The 18641-nt window shown below is 69.2% G+C and carries 20 protein-coding genes; 6 read left to right on the forward strand and 14 right to left on the reverse strand.

What is annotated here, in order from left to right:
- Positions 1-3 precede the first annotated feature (3 nt).
- A complete protein-coding gene (locus AC2IPW_RS23460; protein WP_235157548.1) occupies positions 4-777 on the reverse strand; it encodes an SDR family NAD(P)-dependent oxidoreductase in 774 nt (257 codons plus the stop codon).
- A gap of 44 nt (positions 778-821) precedes the next feature.
- Positions 822-1985: an acyl-CoA dehydrogenase family protein gene (locus tag AC2IPW_RS23465; RefSeq protein WP_054374247.1), complete on the reverse strand. Its 1164-nt coding sequence runs from the start codon at positions 1983-1985 to the stop codon at positions 822-824.
- A 226-nt stretch (positions 1986-2211) separates the two neighbouring features.
- Here AC2IPW_RS23465 and AC2IPW_RS23470 point away from each other — a divergent pair, with 226 nt between their 5' ends.
- From AC2IPW_RS23470 to AC2IPW_RS23485, 4 genes are all read left to right on the forward strand, one after another.
- A complete protein-coding gene (locus AC2IPW_RS23470; RefSeq protein WP_003938473.1) occupies positions 2212-2766 on the forward strand; it encodes a nuclear transport factor 2 family protein in 555 nt (184 codons plus the stop codon).
- A 90-nt stretch (positions 2767-2856) separates the two neighbouring features.
- Positions 2857-4032 carry a thiolase family protein gene (locus AC2IPW_RS23475; protein ID WP_486375815.1) on the forward strand — a complete coding sequence of 392 codons (1176 nt, stop codon included), beginning with the start codon at positions 2857-2859 and terminating at the stop codon, positions 4030-4032.
- A 25-nt stretch (positions 4033-4057) separates the two neighbouring features.
- Positions 4058-4822 carry an SDR family NAD(P)-dependent oxidoreductase gene (locus AC2IPW_RS23480; protein WP_003938475.1) on the forward strand — a complete coding sequence of 255 codons (765 nt, stop codon included), beginning with the start codon at positions 4058-4060 and terminating at the stop codon, positions 4820-4822.
- A 9-nt stretch (positions 4823-4831) separates the two neighbouring features.
- Positions 4832-5596, forward strand: coding sequence for a crotonase/enoyl-CoA hydratase family protein (locus tag AC2IPW_RS23485; RefSeq protein WP_003938476.1), 765 nt, complete (start codon positions 4832-4834; stop codon positions 5594-5596).
- Between the two features lie 126 nt (positions 5597-5722).
- Here AC2IPW_RS23485 and AC2IPW_RS23490 read toward each other — a convergent pair whose 3' ends face one another.
- The 9 genes from AC2IPW_RS23490 to AC2IPW_RS23530 form a co-directional block, all read right to left on the reverse strand.
- Positions 5723-6886 (reverse strand): ABC transporter substrate-binding protein, encoded by a 1164-nt coding sequence (locus AC2IPW_RS23490; RefSeq protein ID WP_486375816.1) that lies wholly within the window; start codon positions 6884-6886, stop codon positions 5723-5725.
- 17 nt (positions 6887-6903) lie between these two features.
- Positions 6904-7629: an ABC transporter ATP-binding protein gene (locus AC2IPW_RS23495; RefSeq protein ID WP_054374243.1), complete on the reverse strand. Its 726-nt coding sequence runs from the start codon at positions 7627-7629 to the stop codon at positions 6904-6906.
- Positions 7613-8431 (reverse strand): ABC transporter ATP-binding protein, encoded by an 819-nt coding sequence (locus AC2IPW_RS23500; RefSeq protein WP_486375817.1) that lies wholly within the window; start codon positions 8429-8431, stop codon positions 7613-7615. Before AC2IPW_RS23500 ends, AC2IPW_RS23495 begins: the two co-directional genes overlap by 17 nt.
- Positions 8428-9414 carry a branched-chain amino acid ABC transporter permease gene (locus AC2IPW_RS23505; RefSeq protein ID WP_003938480.1) on the reverse strand — a complete coding sequence of 329 codons (987 nt, stop codon included), beginning with the start codon at positions 9412-9414 and terminating at the stop codon, positions 8428-8430. Before AC2IPW_RS23505 ends, AC2IPW_RS23500 begins: the two co-directional genes overlap by 4 nt.
- The gene (locus AC2IPW_RS23510) at positions 9411-10301 is read right to left on the reverse strand and encodes a branched-chain amino acid ABC transporter permease (protein ID WP_003938481.1); all 891 of its coding nucleotides are present in this window, start codon (positions 10299-10301) and stop codon (positions 9411-9413) included. The genes AC2IPW_RS23505 and AC2IPW_RS23510 overlap by 4 nt, the downstream gene beginning before the upstream one ends.
- Before the next feature lie 96 nt (positions 10302-10397).
- Positions 10398-11582: an ABC transporter substrate-binding protein gene (locus AC2IPW_RS23515; RefSeq protein WP_003938482.1), complete on the reverse strand. Its 1185-nt coding sequence runs from the start codon at positions 11580-11582 to the stop codon at positions 10398-10400.
- A 105-nt stretch (positions 11583-11687) separates the two neighbouring features.
- Positions 11688-12938 carry an MFS transporter gene (locus AC2IPW_RS23520; RefSeq protein ID WP_486375818.1) on the reverse strand — a complete coding sequence of 417 codons (1251 nt, stop codon included), beginning with the start codon at positions 12936-12938 and terminating at the stop codon, positions 11688-11690.
- Positions 12935-13252 carry a ferredoxin gene (fdxA, locus tag AC2IPW_RS23525; protein WP_289382593.1) on the reverse strand — a complete coding sequence of 106 codons (318 nt, stop codon included), beginning with the start codon at positions 13250-13252 and terminating at the stop codon, positions 12935-12937. Before fdxA ends, AC2IPW_RS23520 begins: the two co-directional genes overlap by 4 nt.
- Before the next feature lie 66 nt (positions 13253-13318).
- A complete protein-coding gene (locus AC2IPW_RS23530) occupies positions 13319-14527 on the reverse strand; it encodes an MFS transporter (RefSeq protein ID WP_486375819.1) in 1209 nt (402 codons plus the stop codon).
- Positions 14528-14609: 82 nt separating this feature from the next.
- Between AC2IPW_RS23530 and AC2IPW_RS23535 the strand changes: the two genes are divergently transcribed.
- Positions 14610-15398 (forward strand): M50 family metallopeptidase, encoded by a 789-nt coding sequence (locus AC2IPW_RS23535; RefSeq protein WP_486375820.1) that lies wholly within the window; start codon positions 14610-14612, stop codon positions 15396-15398.
- Here AC2IPW_RS23535 and AC2IPW_RS23540 read toward each other — a convergent pair whose 3' ends face one another.
- Both AC2IPW_RS23540 and AC2IPW_RS23545 read right to left on the reverse strand, forming a co-directional pair.
- Positions 15399-16049 (reverse strand): cyclase family protein, encoded by a 651-nt coding sequence (locus tag AC2IPW_RS23540; protein ID WP_486375821.1) that lies wholly within the window; start codon positions 16047-16049, stop codon positions 15399-15401. It lies immediately after the preceding gene.
- Between the two features lie 83 nt (positions 16050-16132).
- Positions 16133-17551, reverse strand: coding sequence for an FUSC family protein (locus AC2IPW_RS23545; protein ID WP_486375822.1), 1419 nt, complete (start codon positions 17549-17551; stop codon positions 16133-16135).
- 72 nt (positions 17552-17623) lie between these two features.
- Here AC2IPW_RS23545 and AC2IPW_RS23550 point away from each other — a divergent pair, with 72 nt between their 5' ends.
- Positions 17624-18136: a MarR family winged helix-turn-helix transcriptional regulator gene (locus AC2IPW_RS23550; RefSeq protein ID WP_003938489.1), complete on the forward strand. Its 513-nt coding sequence runs from the start codon at positions 17624-17626 to the stop codon at positions 18134-18136.
- A gap of 9 nt (positions 18137-18145) precedes the next feature.
- On the opposite strand, the gene AC2IPW_RS23555 is transcribed toward AC2IPW_RS23550, so the two are convergent.
- Entirely contained in the window at positions 18146-18619 is a 474-nt protein-coding gene (locus AC2IPW_RS23555; RefSeq protein WP_003938744.1) for a hypothetical protein, read from the reverse strand.
- Positions 18620-18641 lie beyond the last annotated feature (22 nt).

Here is an 18641-nt window from a genome sequence, read left to right on the forward strand (position 1 = left end):
TCGTTACTGAGCGGTGAGTCCGCCGTCGACCGGAATGGTCACGCCGGTGATGTAGCTGGCATCGTCACTGTTGAGGAAGGCGATCACCGAGGCGATCTCCTCCGGCTGCGCGCCCCGGCCCAGCGGGATGGTGGCGACGAAGTCCTTGGTCAGAGCCGAGACGTCGGCGCCGGGCTCGCGGCCGAAGAACTGCGAGAGCATCGGGGTGACGACCTGCCCGGGGCAGATGACGTTGACCCGGATGCCGTCCTTCGCGCCGAGCAGGGCGAGGGAGCGGCCGAAGGGGACGAGCGAACCCTTCGTCATCGAGTAGATCGGGCTGAAAGGCGAACCGATGAGTGCCGACGTCGACGACGTGAGCGTCACCGACCCCTTGCCCTCGGCCTTCTTCAGCAGCTCGAACCCCAGCGTCGTGGAGTAGTACGCGCTCTTGACGTTGACCGCGATGTTCTTCTCCCACTGCGCGTCGTCGACGTCGAGGCCGCCCGGGCCGGGCATGCCGACCTGGGCGTGCAGTGCGTGCAGGACTCCGTGGTCGGCGTCGATCTTGCCGAACAGCGAGCGGAGATCGGCGTTGTTCGTCGCGTCCACCCGCATCGGAGTGGCCTGACCGCCCTCGGCCCGGATCTCCTCGGCGACGGTGACCGCCCCGTCCTCGGACAGGTCGGCGACGTACACGTGACCGCCCTCCTGGGCGATGCGATGGCTGATCGCGCGGCCCATGCCCGAACCGCCACCGATGATCGCGGCGATACGTCCCTCGTAACGACCCAGCATTTCGTTCACCTCGTTCTCGATAAGTTCTTCGTTGATGTGCAATGTCAGGCGCGCTGATCGAACGTGCGGCCCAGCAGTTCGGAGACGATCCGGGTGCGCTGCATGGTCGGCGTGCCACCGGCCAGTGCCCATCCGTGTGAATCGCGGTGCAGCCGCTCGATTCCGAACTCCTCGGTGTACCCGTTGCCGCCGTGCAGCTGGATGGCCATGTCGGTGACGCGCTTGGCCATTTCGTTGGCGGTGCACTTGGCGAGGGAGACCTCGAGCGGATCGGGCAGGCCGTCGGTGATGTTGGCGACCGCGCGGTCGCGGAGCAGGCGAGCGGCCTCGACCTGCAGGACCATGTCGGCCAGCGTCATCTGGACGGACTGGAACTCTACGAGCGGCTTGCCGAACTGGTAGCGCTCCTGCACGTAGGTGATGGTGCGGTCGAGCGCCTCCTGCCCGATGGCCAGGCTCATGGTCGTGTTGCCCAGGCGCTCGATGGTGAACGCGCCGAACAGCTTCCGGAAGCCACCGGCCTCCGCGACGATGTTCTCCTCCGGGACGACCACGTCGTCGTAGAAGATGTCGGCCGAGGGGATACCCCGGAAGCCCATGAGCTTCTCGCGCGCGCCGTAACTGATGCCGGGCCGGTCGGCCTCGACGAGGACCGCTCCGATGCCCTTGGCGCCGGGGGCGTCGCCCATGCGGCAGTAGGTGAGGTAGACGTCGGCCTCGCTGCCGTTGGAGATCCACCGCTTCATGCCGTTGACCACGACACCCTCGTCGGTGCGCACGGCCTTGGTCGTCATGTCGGTGGCGGCGGAGCCGGCGTCGGGCTCGGAGATGGCGACCGCCATGGTCTTCTCCCCCGCGACGATCTGCGGCAGGAACGTCTTCTTCTGGTGTTCCGTGCCCAGTCGGGCGATGGCCTGAGCAGGACCGGTGTTGGACTCGAAGATCTGGAAGGCCGCCGGCCGGCAGACCTTGGCGAACTCCTCGATCACCGCCAGGGCGTGGGACAGCGGAGCGCCGGATCCTCCGTATTCCTCCGGCAACGAGATGCCGAGGTACCCCAGCTCGCCGAGGAAGCGGCGCTCGTCGTGCGGGAAGGCGGTGCGTTCGAGATCCCACTGCGCAGCCTTCGGTGCGTAGCGCTCCCGGGCTACGGTCGCCGCGGCCGCACGGATGTCCCGGAGCTCGTCGTCGACGTGCGCTTTCGCCATGTCCCCACCTTTCTGTGTTCATCATTAACCTAAAGCGCCCGCCAGATGTGGTCAAGGTCACTCAGTTCGATGACTCACATACTAACCATGATAATGATTAAGAGGCAACGGGTTGCCTCACAGCTCCCTCGCGTCGCGCCCCCTTCGCGGAGCGCCGCCCCCTTCCCTGCCGGTACGTCATGATGTGTAATACATCACAATCGTTATCATTATTCAGGGAGGTCACATGACGACCGTCGATCCGCGTCCCGGCACTCTCGAGGAGCTGGCTCACCGCCTCACCCGCCTCGAGGACCGGGCCCGCATCCAGGACCTCGTCGCCGCCTACGCCATCGCGGTGGACGATCACGACATCGAGACGCTGCTGTCGCTGTTCACCGAGGACGGCGAGTTCGAACGGGCAGGTTCCGTCGCCCACGGGCACGAGGAGATCCGCGAGTTCTACGTCGCCGCCATGGACAGGTACAGCCTGACCCTGCACTCCCCGCTCAGCGACCAGATCTGCGTCGAGGGCGACACTGCTCGCGGGTTGCTCACGGGCAGAGCCGAACTCGCCCTCGACGGCACTCTCGTGATGGCCGCCTACCGGTATTCCGACGAGTACGTCCGCGACCGGGACCGATGGTTGTTCCGGCGACGGAGCCTGCGGTTCATGTACGCCGTGCCGTTCGAGAAGATGAACGCAGGATTGTGCACGACCGAACGCATCCAGTGGCCCGGCACCCACCCCCAGCGCGCCGACTTCCCCGAAAGCCTGCCCACCTGGTCCACCTACCGGTGAGCCGCGGTGTGATGCACGCCATATCGAGCGCTGGACCGTGCTCTATAGTAACCATCATCATGAATTAGTCCCGCGAGTGGAGGAGAGCCCATGACCCGCGCCGTCATCGTCGATGCCGTCCGGTCCCCCGTCGGCCGGGGCAGAGCGCAGGGCGCGCTGGCCGGCGTGCACCCCAGCGATCTGCTCGGCCAGGTCCTGGCCGGGTTGGTCGCCCGCAACAACCTCGACCCCGGCCTGATCGACGACGTCGTCATCGGCTGCGTCAACCAGTCCGGCGAACAGTCCGCCACACCGGGCCGGCAGGCCCTGCTCGCGGCCGGATTCCCCACCCACGTGCCGTCGGTGACCGTCGAACGCAAGTGCGGCTCCGGCCAGCAGGCGATCGACTTCGCGGTCCAGGGCATCGTCGCCGGCGCGTACGACATCGTCGTCGCCGGCGGCGTCGAATCGATGAGCCGGGTCCCGATGGGATCGGCGGCCATGGGCAAGGACCCGCACGGGCCCGCCGTCCGCGAACGCTTCCCCGATCTCGTCCCGCAGGGCATCGCCGCGGAACTCGTCGCGCAGAAGTGGGCCCTGAGCCGTGCCGAACTGGACGAATACTCGGCCCGCTCGCACGAGCGCGCCGCACATGCGCGTGCCGCCGGATGGTTCGACGGTGAGATCGTCCCCGTCACGACGCCCACCGGGGTGGTCACCGCCGACGAGACCATCCGCGAGGGCACCACCGCCGAGCGGCTCGCCGGACTGCCCGCGGCCTTCGGCACCGACACCTGGCGTGAGCGCTTCCCCGACCTGGATTGGAAGGTCACCGCGGGCAACTCCTCGCAGATCTCCGACGGCGCGTCCGCTCTGCTGATCATGTCCGAGGCGAAAGCCGCCGCCCTCGGTCTGCGCCCGCGGGCCGCGATCGTGGCCTCCGCGGTCGTGGGTGACGATCCCACCCTCATGCTCACCGGCCCGATTCCCGCGACCGAGAAGGTCCTCGCCCGGGCCGGACTGTCGGTCGCAGACATTGCCGCCTTCGAGGTCAACGAGGCGTTCGCGTCCGTCCCCCTCGCCTGGCAGCGCGAGATCGGCGCGTCCGACGACGTCCTGAACCCGGTGGGCGGCGCCGTCGCCCTCGGACATCCGCTGGGCGCGTCCGGGGCCCGGCTGGCGACCACGCTGATCGGCCACCTCGAACGCACCGGCGGCCGCTACGGCCTGCAGACCATGTGCGAGGCCGGCGGCATGGCCAACGCAACGATCGTGGAACGGCTCTGAATTCCTCTCGAAGACAGGAGAAGTCATGGACATGACCAACGGATCGGCGGTCGTCACCGGCGGGGCCTCCGGCCTCGGCCTGGCCACCGTCAAGCGCTTCGTCGGCCTCGGCGTGCCGACGGTGATCCTCGACCTGCCCACCTCGGACGGGGAGGTCGTCGCCAAGGAACTCGGTGAACTCGCCGTGTTCGCCCCGGCCGACGTCACCGACCCCGACGCGGTGAACCGCGCGCTCGACGCGGCCGAGGAGCGTGCCCCCCTCCGCGCCGTCGTGCACTGCGCCGGCCGCGGCGGCACCGTCCGCGTCGTCGAGAAGGACGGCACCCCCGGCTCGCTCGACATGTACGAGAACCTGATCCGGATCAACCTGATCGGCTCGTTCAACGTGCTGCGCCTGTCGGCCGCCCGGATGGTGAACAACGAACCCGTCGACGGCGAACGCGGCGTCGTCGTCCTCACCGCGTCGGTCGCGGCGTGGGAAGGCCAGATCGGCCAGATCCCCTACGCCTCCGCCAAGGCCGGAGTCGTCGGCATGACCCTCGTCGCCGCCCGCGACCTCGCCCGGAAGCTGGTGCGGGTCAACAGCATCGCCCCCGGCACCTTCGACACGCCGATCCTGTCCCGGTTCTCGCAGGAGATCCGTGACGGTCTCGCCGCCCAGACCCCGCACCCCGCCCGTCTCGGGCAGCCCGACGAGTACGCGAAGCTCGCCCTGTCGATCGTGGACAACGCGATGATCAACGGCGAGACGATCCGCATCGACGGCGCGATCCGCATGCAGCCCCGATAGGAGACAGACATGGACACCCCCGTACACGTCGAACAGTCCGACGGCGTGCAGATCATCACGATCAACCGGCCCGAGGTGCGCAATGCGATCGACACCGAGACCGCCGTCGCGATCGCTGCCGCCCTCGAGGAACTCGACGCCCGCGACGACCTCGTCGCCGGCGTCGTCACCGGTGCCGGGAAGACCTTCTGCACCGGCATGGACCTGAAGGCCTTCCTCGCCGGCGAACGCCCCTCCGTCGAGGGTCGCGGCTTCGCAGGCATCACCGAGAAGTCCTCCGACAAGCCGATCATCGCGGCGGTCGAAGGGCACGCCGTCGCAGGCGGTTTCGAGATCGTCCTCGCGTGCGACCTCGTCGTCGCGTCGGAGACCGCCGTCTTCGGCCTGCCGGAGGTCAAGCGCGGCCTGCTCGCCGGGGGTGGCGGTCTGCTGCGGTTGCCGCGCAAGGTTCCCCATCAGCTCGCCGTCGAATGGAGCCTCACCGGCGAGTACTTCACGGCGCACACCGCGTACGAGGCGAAGCTGCTCAACCGGCTCGTCCCCGAGGGGCAGGCGCTGACCGAGGCCGTCGCGCTCGCGAAGGCGATCGCGAAGAACGGCCCGCTCGCGGTGCGCGCCACCAAGCAGATCATCGCGCAGGCCCGGGACTGGTCCAACGACGAGGAGTTCGAGCGCATGCGCGAGATCTACGAGCCGGTGCGTTCCTCCGCCGACGCGAAGGAAGGCGCGCTGGCGTTCAAGGAGAAGCGCGAACCGGTCTGGCAGGGACGCTGACCGAACGACACGGGGCCCGGGGATTTCTCCCCGGGCCCCCTTCGTGTTCGTGCCCTCCGCAGTTGGACCGAATGTCACATCGCGTCGATCAGATCGACGCGATGTGACATTCGGCCACAAGAAGAGTCAGGCCGACGGCTTCGACACGACCACCTCACGGCTGCCGTCCCATTCGACGAGCACACCCGGGGTACGCATGTCGTGGCCCTCGAACGTGATTTCGCCCTGCGCGCCGTCGAACCCTTCCGCGGTGACCTGCTCGAGGCCGCGCTGGATGTCCTCGCGGGACGCGCCGCCGGACGCCTTGATCGCCCGTGCCAGCAGCCAGGCAGCGTCGTACCCCTCGGCCGCGTAGTTCAGCGGGTCCTCGTTGTACTTCGCCCGGTACGCCGCGACGAACTCCTGGGACGACGGTGTCGGCTGGTCGAGGGTGAAGTTGGCGGTCCAGAACATGCCGGCCCCGTCGGCGCCCGCCGGGACGAGGTTCTTCGCGCCGGCACCGGTCTGGCCCAGCACCGGTCCCGTGTAGCCGGCCTGACGCAACTGCCGCATGGCCGTGGCGTTCTGGGCGCCGGTGAGCAACATCGCCACCGCGTCGGGCCGCTCCCCGGCGATCTTCGTCGCCGAGGACGCGAAGTCCTGGGTGGTGTTCTGCACGGACGTGGTCGAGACGATCTCGTACCCGTGCTCGGACTGCCCTTCGGGAAGGTTCTTCTCCGCCATCTCCGCCAGCGCCGGGTTGGCGGCGTTGAACAGCACGCTGACGCGCTCGACCCCGAGGTCCTCGAGGTGGGCCAGGGAGGTGCCGATGTGTGTGGTCTGCGGCGGCGTCGCGCGGAAGGTGTAGTCGCCGCCGAGCACACCGTCGCTGGCGGATTGGGTGTAGACGGTCGGCAGCTTCGCCCGGTCCACGATCGGGGAGATCGCGATGGCCTGAGCGCTGGAGATGCCGCCGAGCAGCGCGCTGACCGACCGGTCCGCCGTCGCCTCGGTCGCCTGGCTCACGGCGGTCTGCGTGTCGCTGGCGGCGTCCCGGCTCTCGAGCACGAGGGTGGAGTCGCCGAGGAATCCACTGCTGTTGACCTGTTCGACGGCGAGTTCGATGCCCCGGAACTGGGGCAGGCCACCAAAGGCGGTCAGACCGGTCTTGTCGGTCACCGAGACGATCTTGATCTCGGCGGGCATCTCGCCGGATTCGACGGTCCCGCCGCCGCCCGACCCGCACGCGGTGGTCAGGGCGAGGCCGGCGACACCGGCGAACGCAGCGACGGCAATACGTTTGCTCTTCATTCTCTTCCGTTCTCGGTTCAGTTGTCGGTTCCGGTCAGCGCGGCTTCACCGAGGAAGGCCAGCACCACCGACGAGTGGTTGCGTGCCTCGTCGACCGGCCCGGAGTACACCGATTCACCGCGGTTGACGACGACGACGTCGTCCGCGATCCGCATGCCGGCCTCGGCGTTCTGCTCGACCATGAGAACGCCGATGCCCCGGTCGGCGATGGTGCGCACGCTGGCCATGACCCGGTCGACCACGGCGGGGGCCAGCCCCATGGACGGCTCGTCCATGAGGATGTACTCGGGCTGCGACATGAGGCTGCGGCCGAAGGCGAGCATCTGCTGCTCGCCGCCGCTGAGCAGACCGGCGGGTCCGGACTGCCGCTCCTCCAGGATGGGGAACATCTCGAACACGGTCCGCATCGATTCCTCGCGGGCCTTCTTCGACGCCACCAGGCCACCGATCTTGAGGTTCTCGTGCACGGTGAGCGAGCCGAACACCTTGCGGCCCTCGGGCACCAGCGAGATGCCGCGCTTGAGGATCCGGTGGGCGGGCCATCCCTTGATCGACTCACCGTCGACGAGGACGTCGCCGGAGGTGGGCGTGGTCAGGCCTGCAACGGTGCGCAGGGTGGTGGTCTTGCCGGCGCCGTTGGCACCGAGGACGAGCGTCACCCGGCCCGGCCGCGCGGTGACGGACACCCCGCGTACCGCACTGACCTTGCCGTAATCGACGTGCAGATCACGAATCTCGATCATCGTTGTCCTGCTTTCCCAGATAGGCCTCGCGCACCGCCGGATCGCGCACCACGTCGGCGGGGGCACCGGAGGCGATGAGCTGTCCGGAGTTCATGGCGAACAGGTGATCGCAGACGTCCACCATCATCTGCACGTCGTGTTCGACGATCAGCTGGGTGAGTCCTTCCGCACGCAGGTCGGACATCAGCCGGCCGATCTCCTCACGTTCGAAGCGATTCATGCCGGCGGTGGGTTCGTCGAGCAGCAGCAGCTTCGGCGACATCACGATCGCGCGGGCGATCTCGACCCGGCGCTGCAGACCGTACGAGAGCTGACCCGGACGCAGCTTCTCCTTGCCGTCGAGCCCGGTGCGTTCGAGCGCGGTATGCACGGCCGCCTCGGCGGCGTCGCGCTCGGTGCTGTCGACCCGCCGCCACCACCGACGCGGTCCTGCGATCAGGTCGTGCCCGAGCTGGACGTTCTCGTGCACGGTGAGATCGTCGAGGAGGCGGACGGTCTGGAAGGTACGTCCGATGCCGAGCCGGGCCACCTGCTCGGGCCGGACACCGGAGAAGTCCCGGTCCTCGAAGTACATCGATCCGCGGGTCAGGGGCGTGAGCCGGGTGACGGCGCCGAGCAGTGTGCTCTTACCCGAGCCGTTGGGCCCGAGGATTCCGGAGATCAGACCGCGCTCGAGACCGAGGGTGATGCCGTCGACCGCCTTGATGCCGCCGAAGTGGACCGCGAGGTCCTCGACACGCAGCACCTGATCCGGAATCCGCCGGCCGGGAACACCCTCGTGGGGAACGGCTTCGGTGGTCATCGCGATTCTCCTGTCGGGGCGGAGTGGGCGCCGGTGCCCGCGAGTTCGGCACCGAGTTCGGCGGCGGCCTCGTCGTCGGCGGCGTCGGCGCGACGTTCCGCTTCGGCCTCGTCCTCGAGCGCCGCGCTGTCGCGGCGGGCAGTGCGGCGACGGTACAGGTCGGTGACGACGCCGGTGATGCCGCCGGGCATGAAGATCGCCGCGATGGCGACGATGATGCCGTAGACGATGCTCTGGTAGGTGCCCACCTGCTCCAGCATCACCGGCAGCCAGGTGAAGATGAGGGCACCGATGAGCACGCCGAGCCAGGACCGGGAACCACCGACGATGATGATCGTCAGGGCGAGCACGATCAACGGGAAGCCGATGTTCTCCGGGGCGATGGCCGTCATCATCAGGATGTTCAGGGCGCCACCGAGCGCGCCGAGAACACCACTGATCACGAAGGACATCCGGCGGTAGCGGGCGACGTTGACACCCATGGCCGAGGCGAGTTCCGGGTCTTCGCGGACCGCCTCGATGCGCCGGCCCATGCTGCCGCGCTCGCTGAAGATCATCGCTGCGACGACGACCGCGCAGACGACGGCCAGGTGCGGGACGGAGATTTCCGGGGTGGTGAGCACGCCGAACAGGCCGACCGAGCCACCGGTGAGTTCACCGCCGTTGTGGGCGACGACGGTGACGATCATGACGAACGCGACGGTGGCCATGGCCAGGTACAGGCCGGTGAGACGTTGCAGGATCAGCGAGAGCAGGTATCCGGTGACCGCACAGATCGCGACGATGGCGGCGGTCGCGGAGATCGCGTCGAATCCGTAGTGCAGCACGAAGATCGCGGTGCCGTAGGAACCCATTCCGTAGAACGCGGCGCCGGCGAAGGAGAACACTCCCATCCGGAACTGGATCTGGATGCTCAGGGCGAGCAGCAGGACCGTGAACGTGCTCTGGATGAGGACGATGTTGGAGAAGTAGAAGTCGCTCATACCCGTCGCACCTCCTTCCTTCCGAAGATGCCCTGCGGCCGCAGCAGCAGAACAGCGAGGATGAGGCCGAAGCCGACGGCGTCGACCCAACCGCCCCCGGTGTAGCGGAGCACCAGGACCTCGGAGAATGCGAGCACCATGGCACCGAGTGCGGCGCCGCCGGTGCTGCCCACACCGCCGAGGATGATGATGGCGAATGCCTTGATGAGCAGGGTTTCACCGCTCTCGGCCGTGATGGCGCCGAGGTTGTAGGTGAGCAGGGCACCGGCGAGACCGGCGAGGCCGCCCGACACCGCCATGGTCAGCAGCGACAGCTGACGCCGCTTGACGCCCATCAGTTCGGCGGTCTCCGAGTCCACGCCGATGGCCCGCAGGGCGAGACCGTGGCTGGTGTTCTTGAGCCAGAAGGAGATCGCCAGCGTGAGGATCAGGGCGCAACCGAGCACGATCAGCCCCGTGCTCGTCAGTCGCAACCCCCCGATCGTGTAGACCGACGTCTCGTAGGAGCTGCCGACGAAACCGAACGGCTCGCTCAGCGTGCGGAACTGCACGATCGCCACCGGGATGGTGCCGATACCGATACCGCCGATGAGGATCTGCAGTTCGGCCGTCCGCTGGTTCTTGGCCCGGCGCAGGATGGGCTGGAACGCGAAGACGTCGATGGCCGCCGAGAGCGCCGCGCCCACCACGACGGAGATCAGGCAGACGGTGACGAGCCCGAGCCCGACGTTGGAGACGATCTGGGAGGCCACGAACGCGGAGAACATGAAGATCCCGCCGTGGGCGAAGTTGAGGATGTCGATCGTTCCCCAGGAGATGCTCATTCCCAGGCAGAAGAGCAGGTAGATGGAGCCGAGCACGAGTGCGTCGATCACCAGCTGTGACATGACCCCTGCCTTCCTCCGGCCGGGTTGCCCCGGTGACTGTGCGATGTTCCGGTCATTCGTCGAACTCCTTGGTGCACGGGTGCGGTGAGGTCCGCACTATTCCGTCGATTCCTGGCCGTCGAGCAGCACTTCTTCCGTGCCGTTCCATTCGACGAGCACGCCGTCGACGCGCATGTCGTTGCCTTCGAAGCGCACCGGCCCGAGCGCGCCGTCGAAGCCCTCGGCCACGACCTGCTCGAGACCGCGCTGCAGGTCGTCGCGGGACGCACCGCCCGAGTTCTTGGCCGCGTGGGCGAGCATCCAGGTCGCGTCGTAGCCCTCGGCCGCGTAGTTCAGCGGGTTCTCCCCGTTGTACTTGGCGCGGTACGCCTCGACGAACTGCTGGGACGTCTCGTTCTTCTGGTGGAAGCTGAAGTCGGTGGCCCAGTACATTCCCGCTCCCGCGGCACCCGCGGGGGCGAGGTTGCCCGCGCCGGCGGCCGGGTTGCCGACGACGGGGCCGGTGTAGCCCGCCTGGCGCAGCTGCGACATGGCGGTGGAGTTGCCGGCACCGACGAGCAGGACGATGACGGCGTCGGGGTTCTCACCGGCGATCTTCGTTGCGGTGGTACCGAAGTCCTGGGTCGTGGCCTGGACGGAGGTGCTCGACAGGATCCGGTAGCCGTACTTGTCCTGGCCCTCGGGAATGGTCTTCTCGCCGAGTCCGGCGAGCGTGACGTTGCCCGCGTTGTAGAGCACGCTGACGGTCTCGGCGCCCTGCTGCTGCAGGCGCTCGAGTGCCTTGACGAAGTAGGTCTCCATCGGCGCCGTCGCGCGGTAGGTGTAGTCGCCGATGACGACACCCTCGCTGCCGGACTGGGTGAAGATCGTCGGCAGCCCGGCGCGTTCCACGAGCGGGGCGATCGCGACGGCGTGGGCGCTGAGGACCGGGCCGAGCAGGGCGCTGACGCTCTTGTCGGTCAGCGCCTCCGTGGCCTGGCTGACGGCGGTCTGCGTGTCGCTCGCCGAATCGCGCTTCTGCAGAACGATCTTCGAATCCCCCAGGTAGTTCTGGTCGTTGATCTCCTCGATGGCGAGTTCGATGCCCTTGAGCTGACTGTTCCCGACGTAGGCCGTGGTGCCGGTCTGGTCGGTCACGGAGACGACCTTGATCTCGGCCGGTAGATCACCGTCGGCGACGGTGCTGTTCCCCCCGGAACTGCAGGCGGCCGCGAAGAGGACGCCGAACGCGCTCGCAGCGCCGAGCAGGCGGCGCCGGACTTTCCGGTCGACTCGAGACATGTGTGCACCTTCCGGTCGAATGATATGCATCATTAGTCGTGATGCCCGTCACAGTAGAGCCACGTGCGGGAAAAGTCCAGAGTTCGATCCGAACATGCGCAGGAATTACCGGCGGGTGGGGACGGCCACGGGAGCCACGGCGACGGCCGGTGTCCACCGCCCCCGCCCTGCTGCCGCGACGGTCACGCAGAACAGGACGAAGATCGTTACCGCACCGGCGGATCCGTAGGAGTAGCCCCACGCGGACGACAGGGCGCCGGCCACCAGGATCATCACCGCCGCGAAGCCGTACGACGAGCATGCATACAGCGACGTGCTCCTGCCCTGCTCCACCGGCGTCATCCCGGCGGTGAGCAGGATCAGGCCCTGCGCGTAGGCGAATCCCTGTCCGATGCCCCACAGGAAGCTGCCGGCCAGCACCGGCCACAACGTGTGCGCGAGGAGCCCGGCAGCGACGAGCACACCGCCGCCGGCGAGCAGGAGCAGGCACAGGCCGGGCCCCGGGGCGCGGCCCACTGCCCGGGCGACGTAGGGACCCAGCCAGGCAGTGACGAGCAGGATGATGGCGGCGAGGACGCCGATCACCAGTAGCTCGGAGCCGATCCCGTCCCGCAACGCCGAGGGCAGCACGCCGACGGCGATACCGCCGACGGTCCAGCCGGCCGCGCCCAATCCGTAGGCGAGCAGCGCATTCCGGGACGACCCGGGGTCCGCGCGGGGCGGGAGAGGCCCGGGGGGCCGGGAGGGTTCGTCGTGCCGGAGCGCGGAGAGCCCGCGCCTGCTGCGCCACAGGGCGGCGGCGAGCAGCAGTCCCGAGAGCACCAGCGAGACGGCATGCAGCCGGTAGATGAGCACGGTGGGTTCCGGAAGCAGCTGGGCGACGGTGGCCGCGGCGATCAGACCGAGGAACGAGCCGGCGATCGCGCCGGTCGCCGCGAGGGTGCGGCCCGCGTCACCACGCGCCGCGACGGCCAGCGTCGCGGCGGATCCCGTGGCGAGCCCGACGCACGTTCCGGTCAGCGCGCGGCCGACGAAGAGTAGCCAGGCAGTGTCTGCCCCGGACCACAGGGCGACGTCGCCGAGCAGCCCGACGACGAGTGCTCCGGGCAGCACGGCCCACGCGAACCGCCCGAGCGAGGTCCGGCTCACGAGCAGGAACATCGACACCAGGGCGACGAAGTACGTCACGAACAGGGCGGCCAGCACGAACGGGGACAGGCCCAGATGGTCCTCGTACAACGGGAGGATCGGGCCCGGAATGTTGGATCCGACGACGGCGAAGGTGAAGGCCGCCGCCACCGCGGCACCGAGGAGCACCGAACCCTGGCCGGGGCGATCCGCCCGGACCGCGATCATGCCCGTACGGGCAGACTCTTCACCAGCGGGGGATCGTAGTCGGTCTTTCCGATCTTGGAAGCGCCGCCCGGAGAGCCGATCTCGACGAAGAAGTCGGCATTGATCTGGGTGTAGTCGGCGCGGTCCTCGGGGACGTCGTCCTCGAAGAAGATGGCCTCGACGGGGCAGACCGGTTCGCACGCGCCGCAGTCGACGCATTCCTCCGGGTTGATGTACATCATCCGGCCGCCCTCGTAGATGCAGTCCACCGGGCACTCTTCGATGCAGGCCTTGTCGAGGACGTCGACACAGGGCTCGGTGACGGTGTAGGTCACGGCGCACTCCTCCGATTCGATGACTGCGTGATTTAAGTCATAATCATATTCATTGATTGATCGGTGTCAATGGGTGTCGGCCTCGAGTGCCTCGACGACCGGCCGGCGACGCATCACCGCGACCCCCGCTCCGCACACGCACGCCAGGAAGAACCCACAGAAGGCGTAAGTCGCGGGACGCAAGCCGATTCCGTCCGCCAGGAACCCCAGACCGAGAATTCCCGACCCGACGGTGGCGTATCCGGCGAGCCACACCATCGACACCACCTCGGCGGTCCGTCCCGCCGGGGCGTACCCGCGCGCGAGGGTGAGCCCGGCGAGCTGCGCCAGGCTCTGGCCCAGACCCGCCGCGATCGCCGCCACGACGATCACCGGCACCGAGGCGGCGCCGACCGCGACGGCGATCAGCACCGCAGCCAGCGCGGACACCGAGAGTCCCACCACCGCGACCCGGTAGATGCTCATCCGCCGGACGAGGAACTGGGCCGAGGCACCGGCACCGAAGACGACGAACGACACCGCCCCGGCCAGGGTGCGACTGTCGTTGCCGAGCAGGTCTGCGATCAGCGCCGGACCGAGGGAGATGAACAGCCCTGCCAGCGCGAAGGGGCTGCCGGCCACGGCCATGGCCAGCACGACGGTGCCCGCGATCTCCCGCGGGATACTCGGCAGCTGCACCCAGCGCCCGCCCACCCCGGCCGGGCGACCGCCGACGGCGGTCAGCGGTATCACTGCTGCCGCCAGCGGAACGATCAATACGAGGAAGACCAGGCGGGTGGGTGCCGGTGCCACGTCGGCCAGCACCCCGGAGAGCAGCGGCCCCACGGCCGACCCGGCGACGGGTGCCGCACTGGCGTACAGCGCGGCGCGCCCTCCGCGGCCGGGGCCGAACGCGTCGGCGATCGCCGCCGATCCCGCCGCGCCGAACGCCCCGGAGGCGAGGCCGATGAAGAACCGGCCCGTCTCGAGCCAGAGCGGCGTGCGGGCCGTCGCGAACACGAGGCAGGCCACGATCGCGAGGCCGAGCGCCGGCAGCAGCACGGCCCGTCGCCCGAACCGGTCCGACGCCCGCCCGCCGAACACCAGCGCCACCACCGATCCGACGATGTAGCTCACGAAGATGAGGCTGACCGTGCTGGGCGGAAACCCCATCTCTCGCTGCCACACCACGTACAGCGGAGCCGGGGCGTTGCTCGCGGCGAACACGAGGAACACCGACAGTGCGATCCACGACGGCCGGGCCACCCGGCGCCTCTCCAGAATCCCGACCGACACGCGGCCTCCCTATTGATATGAATGATTAGCCTAAAGGGTGGCACATTCCCGGCGCCCATGAAGCGGATTGCCGGACCGTACGATGGCGGACTCCGACAGAAAGGTGCCGTCCGTGGACCCCGAGGCCGACCCGTCCACACTGCTCGAGTCCTTCACCTCCGCCGTCCGCGCCGGCTGGCATGCCGTCAGCTCGGTGAGCGAACCCGCGCCGGCCGTGCTCGTCGTCCTCACCGCGGCCGTCGCGCTGGTGCTGGTCTCGGTGCGCCCGCTGTGGCTGGTGACCCGGCACGTGATCACCCAGGCCCACGAAGGCTCGCATGCGCTCGTCGCCCGGCTCGTCGGCCGGCGGCTGGCAGGCATCCGCCTGCACAGCGACACCTCGGGTGTGACCGTGTCCTCCGGCAATCCGCGCGGGCCGGGCATGATCGCGACCGCGTTCGCGGGGTACACCGGCCCGGCCGCACTCGGGTTCGTCGCCGCAACCATCCTCACCACCGGACGGCCCGCGGCGGTGCTGTGGTCGGTACTCGCGGCCCTCGCCCTGCTGATCCTGTTGATCCGCAACTTCTTCGGATTCGTCTCGGTTCTCGCGGTCGGCGCGGTGATCGGCATCGCCGCGTACTACGGCGACGAGCTGGTGCGCTACACCGTCGCGTACCTGACGACCTGGGTGCTGCTGTTCGGTGCCACCCGGCCGGTGCTCGAACTGGCACGCACCCATCGGCGCGGCCGCGGGCAGGGTTCCGACGCAGATCAGCTGCGATGGCTCACCCGCGTACCGACGGCCGTGTGGATCGCGGCGTTCGCGGTCGTCACGCTCGGCACCGCGGCATACGGCACCGCACGGATCGTCGCGGCGCAGGTGCCCTGATCACGGTTCGAGTTCGAGCGCCACGGCCCGCACCGGCGCACCGTCCGCACCCTGCAGCCGCAGCGGGAGAAGACTGATCAGCGGATCGGGAAAGTCGACGAATTCGAGGTTGCACAGGTTCTCGCACACGATGCCGCCGGCCTCGGCGACGAGCCGATGCGTGGAAAAGTCCTCTCCCAGAGCGGAGTCGATGCTCGGGGCATCGAGACCGATGGTGTGCACGCCGCGTTCGAGCACCCACCGGCACGCATCCTCCGACAGGTAGGGATGCTCGAAATACGTGTCGGTGCCGTAGTGCTCGGCCCAGCCGGTATGCACGAGGACGATGTCGCCGGGCCCCGGTTCCGGCCCGCCGTCGAGGTGCCGCGGCGTCACGGCGGTACGCGGCGGCAGGCCCCGCACGTCCAGGACGACTCCCCGGCCGACGAAGCGGCCGAGGGGAACCTCGTCGATCGGTGCGGCCCCGGCGCGCATGTGCAGCGGCGCGTCGACGTGGGTTCCGGTCTGCGACCCCATCTCGATCCGTAGCAGGTTGTAGCCGTCGCGCTCGAGTGTCGCGTGCGGGCTCAGCACCGGGACGGGGTCTCCGGGATAGACCTGGGTGTCGCCGGAGACGGTTCGGCTCAGGTCGACGATCCGGCGCACGCGCATGCGCCGATGCTAGACCGAGTGCGATCGTGACCGTCGATACGTCGCAACTCGGGCGCCGGCCCCGGACCGCCGCGCAAGGTGCGTTACCGCGCGGGTCGCAGGTGGTGCCGGTCGGCGCGGTCGATGGTCACCGCGGCGACGAGCACACCGACCACGACCCCGACGAGCGTGTCGGCGATCCGGCTCATCGCGATCTCCGGGCCCAGGTTCTCACCGAGCCCGGTGAGCAGCAGTGCCATCGCGGTCACCGCAACGGACGTCGCGGCATAGTTCTTCATCACGTACAGCTCGGCGACGACCTGCAGCACCACGATCGCCAGCGCGTACGGCCAGTAATCCAGGGACAGCGCGATCAACGCCGCCGCCAGCACGGCGCCCGCGACGTTGCCGAGCAGACGCTGGATCGCCCGCTGCACCGTCTGCCGGTAGTTGACGCCCTGCAACGCGGCCATCGCCCCCATCGTCGCCCACAACGGGTGGTGCAGACCCGCCGCGGCGGCGAACCAGCCCGCCAGGAGCGAGGCGAGGAGCACCCGGGCGGCGCCGACGCGGATCGCGCGGTCCCGCAACCGTGGGACGCCCTCACGCACGAATCCGACGGGTCGTGCGAGGACGGGTGTTCCGGTCCCGTCGACACGGGGAATGGCGATGTCGCGCCGGACCTTCCGAAGTTCGACCTCGAATCGGGCGAATTCGGCCACCCGATCGGGCACGGCGTCGGACTCGGCCTCGTCGACGACCGTGCCGGCCGCGGCGAGCAGCGCGAGGAGTTCGTGGGTGTGCGCGTCCGCCCGACGGGAGCCGAGCGCGACGACGTCGTGAGCCCGGGCGATCGCGGCGTGGGCGCCCGGCACCGCGCGGTGGCCGTCGCGCTCGATTGCCGAGACCGCCGCGAGGGCGCGGGCGACGGCGATTCGTGCGGGCCCGTGCGGGTGATACAGGGCGGGAACCATCGAGATCACCCATCCCACAACCACTCCCACAGACGCGGCAACGACCGCGTCCCGTACGTCCGTGGCGGTGCGCGCGAATCCGGCTGCGCCGGCGGCCGCGAAGACCAGGATGACCGGTCCCGGCCCGGACAGCCGGAAGGCCCCCAGAACCCAGAAGGCGAACCCGGCCGCTACCGAGAGCGCCGCAATCTGCATCCCCATCGGCACCGTGGCCGCGCCGACACCGGCGCCGAGTGCGACGTAGCCGACCACACCGAGTCCGACCATCGCCATCTTTCCGGCCAGTCGCGGATAGGGCTCGTAGCGTCCGAAGGCCGAGGCGAGCGCGCCGAGGGCGGCGAATCCGGCCAGGTGCGGCAGGTGCAGGAGGCCGCCTCCGACGAGCGCGACGAGCACCGCCGATCCCACGCGCAGCGCAGGCGCCACGGTGGCGTCGGCACTGCGGAATTCGAGCGCCTCGCGCCACGCGGCAGGCGACAGCGAATGCGCGAGCGCGGTCGTCGAGTGCCTGAGACGGTTGTGGTCTGGGATCGGGAGGGAGGGGCGCACCGCTCCAGTGTAGATATTTCAGAGATAAATTAAATGTGAATTGAGTGTGAGACTCCTCGCTAGGATGGACCCATGTCGGACACCGCCCAGCCCGAGGACTTCGTGGACCACGTTCGGCTCGGCTGGGCCGAGACGCACCCCGGCTTCGACACCCGCCCGATCGACGTCATCGGCCGTATCACCCGGATCAGTTCCCTCGCCCTCTCCCAGCTCGACCGGGAACTCGTGCCGAGCGGTGTCACACGCCCCGAGTTCGAAGTGCTGTGCGCGCTGGCGCGCAGCAACACGCCTCTGCGTGCCAGCGAGGTCACGTCGGTCACCGGGTTGAGCGGCGCCTCCACCACCAAGCACGCCGACCGCCTCGTGGGGCTCGGGCTGGTCGAGCGCCGGCGTTTCGAGCGCGACGGCCGCGTCGTCCTGCTCTCCCTCACCGAAGCGGGCCGCGCCGTGGTCGACGCCGAGTTCCCCCGACGCGTCGAACGTGAGCGCCGCATGCTCGACGGCTTCACCGACGACGAACTCGACACCCTCACCGCGCTGCTGCGACGACTCACCCGCGCAGTCGAGGACCACACCCGGCACTGAGGCGAGCCGTCAGGGCATCTCGACCGTCTCGGCACGCTCGATCTCTCCGAGCGCGCGACGCAGGTACGTGCCCGGGTCCGCCCGGCGGGCCGCCAGCAGGTCGGCCAGCACGACCAGGCCGGCCTGCAGGTACTCGTCGGGACGAGCCTTCGGTGCGTCGGGATCCGACACCCCGAGGGTGCCGGTGAGCACGGCCACCACCGTGTCCGGGTGCAGCGACGGCAGCCACGCGGCCCCCGTGCGCGCGCTGCGCTCGAACACCGCCTGCACGTCCTCGCCGGCCAGGCCGTCCGGGTGCAGCTCCTCGAGCAGCTCGCGCATCATCGTCGCGTGCACGCCGGCGACCTGTTCGTACGGCAGCGCTACCAGCTCGGTCGTCGCGTCCTCCCAGGCCGGGACCGAGCGCGTCCGGGCGGCGGCGAGCGCCGCGCTGGTGTGCTCCGCGATTTCCCGCGCCAGCTGCGGCCAGTGCGTGGGCCACACGGTGTCCTCCTCGGGTCGCCGA

This window comes from Rhodococcus sp. NS-SX18, from assembly GCF_057367935.1.

Bases quoted from the DNA above. Each gene is read 5' to 3' on its own strand.
- AC2IPW_RS23535 (WP_486375820.1), top strand. From the start codon at position 14,610: ATGGCGGACTCCGACAGAAAGGTGCCGTCCGTGGACCCCGAGGCCGAC.
- AC2IPW_RS23540 (WP_486375821.1), bottom strand. From the start codon at position 16,049: ATGCGCGTGCGCCGGATCGTCGACCTGAGCCGAACCGTCTCCGGCGAC.
- AC2IPW_RS23500 (WP_486375817.1), bottom strand. From the start codon at position 8,431: ATGACCACCGAAGCCGTTCCCCACGAGGGTGTTCCCGGCCGGCGGATT.
- AC2IPW_RS23475 (WP_486375815.1), top strand. From the start codon at position 2,857: ATGACCCGCGCCGTCATCGTCGATGCCGTCCGGTCCCCCGTCGGCCGG.
- AC2IPW_RS23510 (WP_003938481.1), bottom strand. From the start codon at position 10,301: ATGTCACAGCTGGTGATCGACGCACTCGTGCTCGGCTCCATCTACCTG.
- AC2IPW_RS23465 (WP_054374247.1), bottom strand. From the start codon at position 1,985: ATGGCGAAAGCGCACGTCGACGACGAGCTCCGGGACATCCGTGCGGCC.
- AC2IPW_RS23480 (WP_003938475.1), top strand. From the start codon at position 4,058: ATGGACATGACCAACGGATCGGCGGTCGTCACCGGCGGGGCCTCCGGC.
- AC2IPW_RS23515 (WP_003938482.1), bottom strand. From the start codon at position 11,582: ATGTCTCGAGTCGACCGGAAAGTCCGGCGCCGCCTGCTCGGCGCTGCG.
- AC2IPW_RS23505 (WP_003938480.1), bottom strand. From the start codon at position 9,414: ATGAGCGACTTCTACTTCTCCAACATCGTCCTCATCCAGAGCACGTTC.
- AC2IPW_RS23520 (WP_486375818.1), bottom strand. From the start codon at position 12,938: ATGATCGCGGTCCGGGCGGATCGCCCCGGCCAGGGTTCGGTGCTCCTC.
- AC2IPW_RS23550 (WP_003938489.1), top strand. From the start codon at position 17,624: ATGTCGGACACCGCCCAGCCCGAGGACTTCGTGGACCACGTTCGGCTC.
- AC2IPW_RS23495 (WP_054374243.1), bottom strand. From the start codon at position 7,629: ATGATCGAGATTCGTGATCTGCACGTCGATTACGGCAAGGTCAGTGCG.
- AC2IPW_RS23470 (WP_003938473.1), top strand. From the start codon at position 2,212: ATGACGACCGTCGATCCGCGTCCCGGCACTCTCGAGGAGCTGGCTCAC.
- AC2IPW_RS23485 (WP_003938476.1), top strand. From the start codon at position 4,832: ATGGACACCCCCGTACACGTCGAACAGTCCGACGGCGTGCAGATCATC.
- AC2IPW_RS23490 (WP_486375816.1), bottom strand. From the start codon at position 6,886: ATGAAGAGCAAACGTATTGCCGTCGCTGCGTTCGCCGGTGTCGCCGGC.
- AC2IPW_RS23460 (WP_235157548.1), bottom strand. From the start codon at position 777: ATGCTGGGTCGTTACGAGGGACGTATCGCCGCGATCATCGGTGGCGGT.